The following is an 11,933-nucleotide window of genomic DNA, read 5'->3' on the forward strand; positions in this document are numbered from 1 at the left end:
GGGATGGCCCTCGTCAGCGCCATCTGGACGGGCATTTAACACCAAGCGGGGGCGAGGCGCAATCGTGGCGGTCACTAAGCAGGGGAAGAGAGCGCGAGCCCTGCCGACATGGGCAGGGCCCGCTCGGGATCAGGCCGGGGTAGCGCCAGCCTCCTGTTCGCTGGGCAGGGTGAGGCGCGCCGAATCGGGCAGGGCGTCATCCTGGGGCCAGCGCGAGAGGATGGCCTCGGTAGTGCTCTCCACCACCTCGTCATCCTTGAACACCGGCTCGCGGTAGCAGCGGGTCATGCGCAGCGCCTGATACATGTCGGGGCAGAGGATGATCCCCTCGTCGCCGACCCGGATCCCGGCCTGCTTGAGCCACAGGCTCATCTGGCCGTGGCGGCCGGCCATCACCATGTGGATGCCGCGCCGTTTCAGATCCTTGTGCAGTTCCCCCAGCATGCTCATCACGCTGATGTCCTGATGGGTGAAGCAGGCCACCGCATCCACCACCAGGCATTTGGGGCTGTGGGGATCCTGCACCAGCAGCGCCAGCACCCGCCGCTTGAAGTAGGGGGCGTTGAAGTAGGTGAGCGGCGAGTTGAAGCGATAGACCAGGATGCCGGGAATGGCCTTGGCCTGTTCGTTGTCCCCCAGGGTGCGCACCACGCCCTCGTCATCCATGCCGAGCAGCTGGTCGGTGGGGCGCATCACGTTGCGCAGGAACTGAAACAGCCCCAGCAGCACCGCGAGGGTGATGCCCGGAATGACCCCCATCGCCAGCACGCTGATGAAGGTGATGAGTGCCAGCCAGAAGGCGGAGCGATCGGAGTGGCGCAGGGCCCACAGGCCGCGAAAGTCGGTGAGGGACAAAGACGCCATCACCAGCACCACGCCGAGGGCGGCGGTGGGGATGTATTGCAGCGGCGCCGTCAGATAGAAGGTGACCAGGGCGATGACGGCGGCGGCGATGATGGAGACCAGCTGGCTCTTGCCGCCGTTGGCGTCGTTGACCGCGGTGCGCGAATCCGCGCCGCTGATGGCAAAGCCCTGAGAGGCCGCTGCTGCCAGGTTGGCCATGCCGAGGGCCCGAAACTCCTTGTCCGCATCTATTTCGTAGCCGTTCTTGGCGGCGAAGCTGCGGGCGGTCAGCATCATGGAGACGAAGCTCACCATGGCCAGGTTGAGCGCCGGCAGCACCAGTTCCCGCATCAGACCGGGGGGAAACTCCGGCATCTGGAAGGCGGGCAGGCCCGAGCCGATGGCGCCCAGGGTGGCGATGCCGAACTGGCCGAGATCGAGCGCCCACACCAGTCCCGCCGTCACCACCATGGCCACCATGGAGGAGGGCCAGGCAGGCTTGAAGCGCTTGGCCAGCAGCAGGGTGAGCAGGGCGGTCAGGCTCATGGCCAGGGTGGGCAGATGGGTCTGGGTGATGTAGCTGGCACCGCCGGCGATCCGCTCGATGAGGTAGCGCTCGCTGAAGGTGAAGCCGAAAATCTTGGAGAGCTGGCCCACCATGATGGTGATGGCCACCCCGTTGAGCAGCCCCATCAGGATCGGGCGGGAGAGAAAGTCCGCCAGCACCCCCAGCTTGAAGCGGCTGGCGATGAGGCACCAGAAGCCGGTCATGGCGGTCATGGTCATCACCAGCTGCCAGTGGCGGGTGGCATCCCCGGCGGCGAGCGGGGTTACCACGGCGGCGATCACCGCGCAGGTGGCGGCGTCCGGGCCGACGATGAGCTGGCGGGAGGTACCGAACAGGGCATACACCAGCATGGGCAGGATGCAGGAGTAGAGGCCGACCAGCGGCCCCACCCCGGCCAGCTCCGCATAGGCGATGGCCACGGGCAGGGCCACCGCGGCCACCGACAATCCAGCGCGCATATCCGGCATCAGCCAGGCCCGCTGGTATTGCAGCAGGGCGGCGAGGCCCGGTAGCCAGCGTTCGAGTGAGAAGAAGTCGCGCATTATTTAACCCATTGAGTTACAAACATCTTTTCCTTAGTGTGCCCAAGGTTATCGAAACATTGCAATCAGGTTATGGCCAGTTCACCACCAGGTCAGGCCAGAGTTGTTGCCACCCCTTGGCCTTGACCCGCTCGGTAAAGACCCGGCGCTCCTGGCGGCAGCGCGGGTTGGGATCCACCTGCAGGGACCAGTTGGGGGCAAAGCCGTAAGGGGCCAGCCATTCGAATGAATCGTCTGCCTGCAGCCGGACTCCGATGCAGGTGGGCACCTCCACCCAGTGGCTGAGGGCCGAGAGCGAGCTGGTGAAGGGGGGCACCAGCTGGCGCACATGCATGCGGGCCTGGTTGCGCACCTCCCACTGCTGGCCCGGCATTCTGGTGGCGAGCCAGGCTTCGTGATCGGCCTCCTGCAATCCAGTGGGATCAGCGCTGTCCAGATAGATAAGGTCGATGTCGTTGAGGGCGGTCGGCACCGATTTATGGTGCAGGTGATCCCAGATGAGGTTGCGGATAAAACCGGCCCCCAGCGCCCAGTCGGGCAGTGCCAGTTCACGGGCTGCCCGCAGGCAATCCATGCGCTGGTCATCGGCCCGCAGCAGGGCTTCGGTCTGTGCCTGCAGGTCGGCTTCCAGGGCGCTCTGGCGAGCGTGCGAGGTTGGCGTGCTGTGACGCGTCTGGGTGTCAGCCGGCATTGCGGCGCAACCAGACGTCGATGTAGCTGCAGCTCGGCACTATGGTGAGTCCTTCTGCCTGGGTCCAGCTGTAGAAGGTGCGCGCCAGCTGATCGGCGATCCCCTGTACCCTGAGCTCGGGCGGGACGAAGGTGCTGTAGGCGTCGATGGTCTTGGCGTCGAGCCGCCGGTAACGCAGCCTGGACTCCTTGCCATCCACCACACAGATGAATTGCTGCTGGTTGGCCTGATGAATGATCTCGCTCATGCTTGCTCCTCGGTACGGGGGATGGGGTTATCTGACCATGTTGGCGCCCCTTTGCCAACTGTTCGGGGTCGCTTACACTGCGAGCCCGGCCGGGTACATACCCGCTAGCCAAGGTATAGAACAGTTCACGAAGGATGGATCCCATTATGGCTTTTGCCACGCTGGAAGAGTTGATCGGCAATACCCCCCTGCTGGCGCTGCGTCGCATCAATCCCCACCCCGGTGTCACCCTGCTGGTCAAGCTGGAGGGCAACAACCCGGCCGGCTCAGTCAAGGACAGGCCGGCGCTGAACCTCATCAAGTGCGCGGAGGCGAGCGGTCACTTAGCGCCAGGGGCCCGTCTCATCGAGGCCACCTCCGGCAACACCGGCATCGCGCTGGCCATGGTGGCGGCGGCGCGGGGCTACCGGATGCGGCTCATCATGCCAAATACCATGAGCCAGGAGCGGCGCGATGCCATGCAGGCCTATGGCGCCGAGCTGGTGCTGGTGGAGGGCGGCATGGAGGCCGCGCGCGACCTCGCCCTGGCGATGCAGGCGCGGGGCGAGGGGCTGGTACTCGATCAGTTCAACAACCTGGCCAACCCGGATGCCCATTACCTCTCCACCGGCCCCGAGATCTGGCGCCAGAGCGAGGGGGCGGTCACTCACTTCGTCTCGGCCATGGGCACCACGGGCACCATCATGGGGGTCTCCCGCTACCTCAAGGAGCAGAACCCGGCGGTGCAGGTGATCGGTCTGCAACCGGCCGAGGGGAGCCAGATCCCGGGGATCCGCCGCTGGCCTGCGGCCTACCTGCCGGCCATTTTCGAGCCCGCCCGGGTCGATCGGGTGCTGGATGTGACCCAGCAGGAGGCGCTCGCCATGATGCGCCGGCTGGCGCGGGAGGAGGGGATCTGCTGCGGGGTCAGCTCGGGGGGCGCCGTGGCAGGCGCCTTGCGGGTGGCGGCAGAGATCAAGCAGGGGGTGGTGGTGGCCATCATCTGCGATCGGGGGGATCGCTACCTCTCCACCGGGGTGTTCAGCGACGAGCAGGTGTAAGAGCGCTGCGTCAGCGCGATGATTAACTTGATATGTATCAACAACTTGCTGATACATTGCACTGTGTACCCCTTGTAACAATCAACCCTGCTGGCAGGGTTGATTCCATTTGCCTCCTGTTTGACACTCGGCGCCCTTGGTTGACCGATGCAAACAGGAGCGTCCCATGATCTTGCCTTCCTCTCTTCGTCTTTCTCTGTTTGGCCTGTGTCTGGCCACGGCGGGTTGTACCGTCGAACCCTACGCCTATCAGTGCGGCGACAAGTAATGCTCGGTGATTGATCACCAGGGGCAGAAACACGAGCGGCCGCTGGACGAGGTAAAACCCGTCTGGGAGCGCAAGCAAGAGCGGGAAGAGGCCGTGCGCCGCAACAAGGAGTCCATCTGGCGCGAAAAAACGCCCGAAGCGCGCGACAACTACGGCGCCGGCGCCACCATCAGCTGGTAACAGGAGGCCCCGCGATGCGGGGCCTCTGTCTGATTACTCCCAGGCCAGCTCAAGCAGGCCGAGCAGCTGGGTGCGGTCGGCATCCTTGCGGTTGTAGAGCAGGGCGCCGTCGTTGATGGCGAGATCGCGGATCTCGGGCAGTAGCGCCTTGTCGGTGACGCCGGCCTCGCGCAGGGTGCGCGGCAGCTTCACCGCCTGCCACAGGGTATCGCGCAGCGCCTGCAGCGCCTCGATGGCGGCCTGGGCCCGCGCGGCGGCCGGGATGGCGGCAAAACGCTCGGCCCCCACCAGCGGCAGCAGCAGGCGGGCCAGCTCAGGGTCGATGCCCGGCCGGTTGTAGTCGAGCACGGTGGGCAGGAAGAGGTTCATGCACAGGCCGTGGGGCAGGTGGCAGCGGGCTCCCAGGCTGTGGCCGAGGGCGTGCACCAGCCCCACCATGGAGTTGGAGAAGGCCATGCCCGCCAGGGTGGAACCTTCCGCCAGCTGCAGCCGCAGTCGCTTGTCCTGCGGGTTGCTCAGCACCTGGGGCAGGGCGCTGGCGATCTTCTCCACCGCCATCAGGGCCAGGGCGTCGCTGACCGGGTTCTTGGCGTTGCCGATGAAGGCCTCGATGGCGTGGGTTATGGCATCCATGGCGGTGGCGGCGGTGATGTTGAGCGGCAGCCCCTGAGTGAGGCGCGGATCCAGCACCGCCAGCTGGGGCAGCAGGAAGGGGGAGGTAAAGGGCACCTTGCGCCCGCTCGCCTCGTCCTTGATCACCGCTACCAGGGTCACTTCCGAGCCGGTGCCCGCCGTGGTGGGCACCACCGCCAGCGGTTGCAGCGGCCGGGTCAGGCAGCCGGCGCCGGCGTAATCCAGCAGCCGCGTCCCCCCCATGGAGGCGAGAATGTTGACCGCCTTGGCTGTGTCGATGACGGAGCCGCCGCCCAGCGCCACCAGGCTGTCACAGCCGAGCTCCCGGTGACGGGCCGCAATCCGCTCCACCACGGCGGTGGAGGAGTCGGCCGGGATCTCGTCCCAGATGGCGGCCACCGGCAGCTCCCCTTCGGCCAGTACCCCGGCCAGCAGGGTGGCGAGGCCAGTGCCGCTGACCCCTTTATCGGTGAGCAGCAGCGGCCTGCGCGCCCCCAATCCCGCCAGTTCGCCGGCCAGTTGCTCCAGCGCCTGCTCGCCCGCCATCAGTTTGACCGGGCAGAAAAAATCGTAATAGCGACTCATGGTGCTCATCCTCTCGTTCAGCCGGTCAACAGACCCAGGTAGATGTGGCAGGCCCGGCTCAGCTTGTGGCGCGGGTCAGGATAGCGGCGCAGCAAGGGGCGGGCGATGAAGGCCGGCAGGATCAGCGCCTGCAGCTGTTCCAGGGCCCGCACCAGGTGCATGGCGACGGTGAGATCCCCCTCCACCAGCAGGCGGTTCTCGCTGAACGCCTGATTGACCCCGAGCCGAAAGCTGAGGGCGCGAAAGGCGATGGTGGGATGCTTGAAGCGCACCCGCAGCGGATGCAGCCCGCCGGTGTCGGGTGCGGGGCCGCTCTGCCAGCGGCCGGCCGCCTTGTGAATGGTCAGGCCGTGGGCCATGCCGCTCACCTCTAACCGGATGGTGAGCCCGTCCGGCAGGGGGGCGAGCTCCTGGCGTACCGCCTCGTCGATGCGGGCGGCGCGGCACAGGGTGCGGCCGATGATCCAGAGCAGGCAGCTGATCCAGAGGCGGCGACCCTGCGCCGCCAGGGAATCAAGGTGTCGGTTGTGCATAGGCGTGAACTCCCGAGATGGCGGACCAGAACAGGGCGAAGGCGCTGGCTTGCCAGTGGCCGTCCCGTCCCAGTTCAGGTTGGTCGACAAACAGCGAGGCGCAGGCCAGGAACTGGCCCTGGCACACCTCCAGCATCAGGGCCGGTGGAGCTTGCATCAATTCGCCGCTGGCCTGGCCCTGGGCCAGCAGGCGGGGTAAAAAACGCAGGGTGTCGCTCAGGATCTGGCTGCGCAGCGGGCGAGCCAGCAGGGGGGAGTGAAAAAAGCCCAGCACGAACTTGAGCTCGTGGGGGTGGGCCTGCATCCAGGCCATCGCCTGGCTCCAGTAGTGGCGCGCCTGCTCCTGGAGGGGCAGGGCGGCGTCTGCCTCGGTGATGGCGGCGCCGAGGCGCAGCTTGATGTCCTGATAGAGGCTCTGGATCAGCACCTCCTTGCTGGGAAAGTGGTGAAACAGGGTGCCGTTGGCCACCCCGGCCGCCTTGGCGATGCGGGCGGTGGCAGCGCCCTGCAAGCCATCTTCGGCACACAGGGCAAGGGCGGCATCCAGGATCTGGCGGCGCTTGTCGGTCACGGGTGTGTTCATGCTGGTCTCGTCAGCGCAAAAACAGGGCCATCATCAGCCGCTGGTGCCAGCGCCGATAAGGAGGGTGCACCATGGTGCCGGTGCTGAAGCGTCCCCGGCTCAGCACGGTCTTGGCCTTGGAGAAGGTGAGAAACCCCTCGTGGCCGTGGTAGTGGCCCATGCCGGAGGCACCGATGCCGCCAAAGGGCACGTCGTCGGCGGCCACCTGGAACAGGCTGTCGTTGATGGCCATACCGCCGGAGTGGGTCTCCCGGATCACCTTGTGCTGCAGGGCGGGATCCAGGCTCATCAGGTAGAAGGCGAGCGGACGGGGCCGCGCGGCTATGTAGGCGAGCGCCTCGTCCAGCGAGTCATAGGGCACGATCGGCAGCAGCGGGCCGAAGATCTCCTGCTGCATCAGCTGGCAGTGGTTTGGCACTTCGGTCAGCAGATGGGGCAGCAGGCGGTGGGCGCCATCGTCCCGGGCCGGGCTGCCACAGGGGTGTATCTGGGCGCCTGCCCGCTCGGCTTCGGCCAGCCAGCTGGTGAGCCGTTCATACTGGCGGCCATTGATGATGGAGCCGTAATCCGCGCTGGCCAGCCCCTGGGGATAGAGGCGGGCGAAGTGATCGCGATAGGCCTCGACAAAAGCCTGCTCCTGACCGCGCGGCAGCAGCACATAATCGGGGGCGACACAGATCTGGCCGGCGTTGAGGCTCTTGCCGAAGATCATCCGCTCCACCGCCAGCGCCAGCGGCATGTCGGGGGCGATGAGGCAGGGACTCTTGCCGCCGAGCTCCAGGGTGAGCGGGGTGAGCTGGGGGGCCGCCGCGGCCATTACCAGCCGGCCCACGGCGGTGGAGCCGGTAAACAGCAGGTGATCGAAGGGCAGGGCGCTGAAGGCGGCCGCCACCTGGGCGTCACCTTCAATCACCATCACCTCGCGCTCGTCGAAGACGCCGTCCAGCAGCTCGCGCAGCACCCGGTTGGTGTGGGGGGTGAATTCGGAGAGCTTCAGCATGGCGCGGTTGCCGGCGGCGATGGCGCTGATGAGGGGGCCGAGGCTCAGCATCACCGGGAAGTTCCAGGGCACTATGATACCGACCACCCCGAGCGGCTGATAGAACACCTCCACCCGGGCCGGTGCCAGCAGCAGGCCGGTGTGGCGGCGGTGCGGGCGCATCCAGCGCTTGATCCGTTTCTGGGTGTAGTTGATCTGCATGACGCAGGGGAGGATGTCGGCAATCATGCTGTCGTAGTCGCTGCGCTGGCCATAGTCTTTGGCCAGGGCATCGCACAGCGGCTGCTTGTGGGCGATCAGGGCACGCTTGAGCTGGCTGAGGTGGGCTCTGCGCTCGCTCAGACTCGGCATGGGATGTTGCTGACAGGCGTCTCTGAGTCTGGCTAGTCTGGCCGGGAGCGACAACTTGTCGGTGGCCTCCTGCAACTGCATCGCTTCCATGGCATACCCCGCTGGTTAGGGACCGACTGATTGGTCGGTCTAAATCTAGCGTCTTGTTAACTGGCTGTAAAGTTTTGCCCGTTGGCTTAGGATGGGGCGCGGATGACTCACCCGGCGACTGTGCTGGCCTCCACACTTTCGTGGATTTGGGGTTGGTGAATTATCCAATAAGGGGTAGTTTTTGGCTATCAACCGACAAGGAGAGAGTGTTATGACCAGGGAACTGAACAGCTTGTTGGCCCGCCTGGAAGATGTGGTCGAGCGGATGCCGGATTGCTTCAACACCTATGAATTTGCCCAGAAGCTGGCGTTGCAGCATCAGCGCGAGTTTTTTGCCGCGGGTCACTCCCTGGCCGAACAGGAGGGGCGCCTGCTGCGGGTGCTGCATGAGAAGATTGCCGAGGCCCTGGCCGGCAGTGACAAGGTGATCGAAGGGGCGCTGTTGCCCTGCGTGACCCCCTGGGGCGAACGGGCCACCTCGCCGCGCTGGCATCGCAAGCACTGAGCCATCCGTTGAATCAACAACAACAGGGCCCGTCGCGGGCCCTGTTGTTTTATGGTGGTCACTGGGTGAGGCGGCGCGCCTGCCAGTAGCGGCTGTTCCAGTAGACGTTGTCGAGGCGCGAGCGGATCACCCCCTTGCTGGTGGAGGCGTGGATGAACTCCCCGCCGCCGGTGTAGACACCGACGTGGTATTGCTGCCAGCCGGTCTTGAAGAAGACCAGATCGCCGTGCTGCAGTCGGTAGCGATCGACCGGCCGACCCAGGTTGGCCTGGGATTCAGTGGTTCTGGGCAAATTGAAGCCCATCACCTGCTGGTAGGCGAGCTGGGTAAAGGCGGAGCAGTCGAGGCCGGCCCGATCCGAGCCGCCCATGCGATAGGGTACGCCGCGCCACTGCTGATAGAAGCCTTCAAAGGCGCTGCTCTGCTGGCGTGGCGGGGCAGGCTCGGGTGTGCTGGAACAGGCGGCCAGCAACAGGGCCAGCAGGGGCAGCAGCCATTTGCAATCCATGGGGGCTCCTTCGAGACGACAACGTCTCCATCATAAACGGGGTTCGGGGCTCGAACATAGCCTTGCTTGCAAGAAACAGCCTCTGGCTACCTCAAAAGAGGCGAAAACGCAGAGGGTTATAATATTATTTGTATTCATTTGAATAATATTTGGCGATTATCTTGAATGAGTATTTCAATATTAAAGTAGTTATTCCAATCAGCCTTGGCATGAAATGATAATTAACCTTGTTGACGTCGCCCCGTGATCTGTGTCACGTTCTGTCTCAGGGTTAATTCGTTATGATGGCGCCATCAAATAAATGGCAAGGGACCCCGCCATTTTCACCGCCAATATGATGGTAGCACCACAAGATATCTCTGGGTATATTCCCGCAACTGGTTCACATAATAATATTCGGCCAATGACTGGCGTCGGCTGACAATATCACCAGACAGAGGAGGGCCATCCCATGATATCCGGTCCATAGCAGTGAGTGTTCCCTCGCACCAGGAGGCCTGCGGTATCAGGCTGTCGCACCATCGTTCAGGCCGATGGGCGCTACCGCCAAGCCAACGGGCACGGTGCGAGATGCAAGGCGCATTCAGGCGACCTTGAGGGAAGATTGCCATCAGCGCGCGACTCCCGTGTAATAGCATCGGCGCATGCCGAATCATCCACCTTAGATCGCATCGCGATCCTTGTTCTGTCAACAATAAATGCATTCTCCGCCACGCTGTTAATTCACGGCGAAAATAATGAATGTCATGACAGGCAAGCAGAATAACGCCCCGAAATATAACTGTGAATAATATGGTTATGCCGTATTCGTTCATTGTTTAAATAGCTTGGCGTGATTCGACAAGGAGATAACAATGAAAAACAAAAAACCACGCAAATTCATCACGCAAGCCCCCACTCTCAGTCTGCTCGCGCTGGCCTTGTTGGCTGGCAGCGTGCAAGCCGAAGATATTGGCGAACGTACCGACCAGGGCACCGCCATGCTGGCCAGCCTGCAATCCGAACAGGGTCTGATTTACCTCAATGCCGACGTCTGGCTGAAGGGGCAGGGGGCGACGCCGCTCATGACCCGGGATCAGCTGCGCGAGCGGGTGCTGGCACGGGGCGAGCGTCTGTTCATCGATTTCAGCGCCGTCACCGACAAGAATGAGCGACAGCAAGCCAGAAAAGCCATGGAGCAGCTGGCCGGCATCTCTTTTGATGCGGACTGGGTGCTGGTGTCCGGCTACAAGGGGGAGCTGCTGTTCACCCCGCTGGGGGGCGTCGATGATCCGGCCTTCTATCAGGTGATGGAGCGGGTCGAGAGCCTGGATGGGCAGGGCAAGCGCCACAAGCGCTCGCTGACCCAGCCGCCCGCCGCCGAGGCCGGCCTGCCCCACGTGGCCTTCTATCTCAACGTCAACCGCAAGATCAGCGATGCCGAGTGCACCTTCCCGCGCTCGCGCACTTGGAGCTGGGGCGATCGGCTGTTCTGCGATTCGCCGAACATCTCGCTGGTCTACCGGGTCAACCTGGAGCGCTCCCTGCAATTTGGCAACACCGGCTCCGCCACGCCGGATGCCAAGATAGTGCGGATCTCGCTGGACGAAGAGTCGGCCGGTGCCGGCATCCAGCTCAACGAGGATCTGAGCTGGAGCGAGAACATCGCGGACTACCTGCTGCTGGATGGCTGGGCCCGCGACTATGCCACTGATGCCATCGCCCAGGATTACCGCTTCAGCATCGAGGCGTCCAACACCAAGGCGGCGGTACTCAAGAGCCTGCCGACCAACCTCAACAGCAAGTACGAGCATCGCGAGATCTCGGGCTTCGAGGTGGGGGTCACCGGCGGGGTGGAGGTGAACAAGGATGGGCCCAAGGCCAAGCTGGAGGCGTCGGCCAAGTTCAGCCAGCAGCGCCAGCTTGCCTACAACACCCAGGATTACCGGGTCGAACGCTCGGCGCCGAGCGCCCAGAAGGTGAGTTTCAGCTGGGTTCGCGATCAGTACGCGACCGCGGAGTCCCTGCTCTCCTCCAAGACGGCCACCGTCTGGGGCATGGGGTACGACGTGGATCACAACCGCATCCAGCCGCTCAGCTACAAGGGGTTTGTGCCGAATCTGGACGTCATCTACAAGGCGGCACCGGACGAGACGGGCAGCACCGAGTTCAAGATCGACTCCTCGGTCAACATCCGCCCCATCTACACCGGCATCTACAAGCACTACTACGTGGTGGGGGCCCATGTCTCCTTCCAGGGCTTTGAAGATACCGACAAGCGCAGACGGGTGACGGCGTCCACCAGTTTCAAGGTGGACTGGAACCACCCGGTGTTTACCGGCGGTCGCCCGGTCAACCTGCAGCTGGGGGGCTTTGACAACCGCTGCCTGAGCGCAGATGCCAACCATGGGCTGAGCGCGGTAACCTGTGACGAGACCTCGGCCGCCCAGTCCTTCATCTATGACCAGTACGGCCGCTATGTCAGCGCGCAGGATACTCGCCGCTGCCTGGATGGCAACAACCTCGGCCAGCTGCAGAGCTGCAGCCTGAGCCTGGGTCAGCGCTGGGAGTGGAAAGCGGACAGCGATGCGCTCAGCAACCTGAGTGCCCACCAGCTGCTGGGTCATGACAAGCAGAGCGGGGCGCTGGGGCTCTACGACGAGAATGGCAATCCGCAGAATGTGAGCGTACGGACCCTGACCTCCTACACCCGCATCTTCGGGCCACCGGCCAGTCACTGACAGAGCAGGGCCTTGCGCCCAAGACAACAACGCCGGCAAGTGCCGG

At 64.1% G+C, this 11,933-nt stretch carries 11 protein-coding genes and 1 pseudogene; 4 read left to right on the forward strand and 8 right to left on the reverse strand.

Annotated elements, in window-relative coordinates; translation table 11 throughout:
* Nucleotides 1-129: 129 nt before the first annotated feature.
* The 3 genes from ACPW75_RS04825 to ACPW75_RS04835 form a co-directional block, all read right to left on the reverse strand.
* Nucleotides 130-1,953, reverse strand: coding sequence for a SulP family inorganic anion transporter (locus ACPW75_RS04825; RefSeq protein ID WP_017410037.1), 1,824 nt, complete (start codon nucleotides 1,951-1,953; stop codon nucleotides 130-132).
* A 70-nt stretch (nucleotides 1,954-2,023) separates the two neighbouring features.
* Nucleotides 2,024-2,644, reverse strand: coding sequence for a nucleotidyltransferase family protein (locus ACPW75_RS04830; RefSeq protein ID WP_077095597.1), 621 nt, complete (start codon nucleotides 2,642-2,644; stop codon nucleotides 2,024-2,026).
* Nucleotides 2,634-2,891, reverse strand: a complete 258-nt coding sequence (locus ACPW75_RS04835; protein ID WP_011705401.1) for a GNAT family N-acetyltransferase — start codon at nucleotides 2,889-2,891, stop codon at nucleotides 2,634-2,636. Before ACPW75_RS04835 ends, ACPW75_RS04830 begins: the two co-directional genes overlap by 11 nt.
* Before the next feature lie 134 nt (nucleotides 2,892-3,025).
* Between ACPW75_RS04835 and cysM the strand changes: the two genes are divergently transcribed.
* Nucleotides 3,026-3,931 (forward strand): cysteine synthase CysM, encoded by a 906-nt coding sequence (gene cysM, locus ACPW75_RS04840; protein ID WP_077095596.1) that lies wholly within the window; start codon nucleotides 3,026-3,028, stop codon nucleotides 3,929-3,931.
* A gap of 166 nt (nucleotides 3,932-4,097) precedes the next feature.
* Nucleotides 4,098-4,379, forward strand: a pseudogene (locus ACPW75_RS04845) (hypothetical protein).
* A gap of 33 nt (nucleotides 4,380-4,412) precedes the next feature.
* Here the strand turns inward: ACPW75_RS04845 and ACPW75_RS04850 are convergent.
* Genes ACPW75_RS04850 through ACPW75_RS04865 form a run of 4 tightly spaced genes read right to left on the reverse strand, consistent with a single transcriptional unit; the run spans nucleotide 4,413 to nucleotide 8,154 of the window.
* Entirely contained in the window at nucleotides 4,413-5,597 is a 1,185-nt protein-coding gene (locus tag ACPW75_RS04850) for an iron-containing alcohol dehydrogenase (protein ID WP_077095595.1), read from the reverse strand.
* A gap of 17 nt (nucleotides 5,598-5,614) precedes the next feature.
* Nucleotides 5,615-6,130 carry an SCP2 sterol-binding domain-containing protein gene (locus ACPW75_RS04855; RefSeq protein WP_044799644.1) on the reverse strand — a complete coding sequence of 172 codons (516 nt, stop codon included), beginning with the start codon at nucleotides 6,128-6,130 and terminating at the stop codon, nucleotides 5,615-5,617.
* On the reverse strand, nucleotides 6,111-6,713 hold the full coding sequence (locus ACPW75_RS04860; protein ID WP_077095594.1) for a TetR/AcrR family transcriptional regulator: 603 nt from the start codon (nucleotides 6,711-6,713) through the stop codon (nucleotides 6,111-6,113). Before ACPW75_RS04860 ends, ACPW75_RS04855 begins: the two co-directional genes overlap by 20 nt.
* Nucleotides 6,714-6,723: 10 nt before the next feature.
* Nucleotides 6,724-8,154: a coniferyl aldehyde dehydrogenase gene (locus ACPW75_RS04865; RefSeq protein WP_024943819.1), complete on the reverse strand. Its 1,431-nt coding sequence runs from the start codon at nucleotides 8,152-8,154 to the stop codon at nucleotides 6,724-6,726.
* Between the two features lie 211 nt (nucleotides 8,155-8,365).
* Here ACPW75_RS04865 and ACPW75_RS04870 point away from each other — a divergent pair, with 211 nt between their 5' ends.
* Nucleotides 8,366-8,659: a hypothetical protein gene (locus tag ACPW75_RS04870; protein WP_005299095.1), complete on the forward strand. Its 294-nt coding sequence runs from the start codon at nucleotides 8,366-8,368 to the stop codon at nucleotides 8,657-8,659.
* 58 nt (nucleotides 8,660-8,717) lie between these two features.
* Here ACPW75_RS04870 and ACPW75_RS04875 read toward each other — a convergent pair whose 3' ends face one another.
* A complete protein-coding gene (locus tag ACPW75_RS04875; protein ID WP_011705408.1) occupies nucleotides 8,718-9,167 on the reverse strand; it encodes a C40 family peptidase in 450 nt (149 codons plus the stop codon).
* Between the two features lie 854 nt (nucleotides 9,168-10,021).
* Here ACPW75_RS04875 and ahh1 point away from each other — a divergent pair.
* Entirely contained in the window at nucleotides 10,022-11,887 is a 1,866-nt protein-coding gene (gene ahh1 / locus ACPW75_RS04880) for a hemolysin Ahh1 (protein ID WP_077095593.1), read from the forward strand.
* Nucleotides 11,888-11,933: the final 46 nt, after the last annotated feature.

This window comes from Aeromonas sp. FL131, from assembly GCF_049860615.1.
Taxonomy (GTDB): Bacteria; Pseudomonadota; Gammaproteobacteria; order Enterobacterales; family Aeromonadaceae; genus Aeromonas; species Aeromonas hydrophila.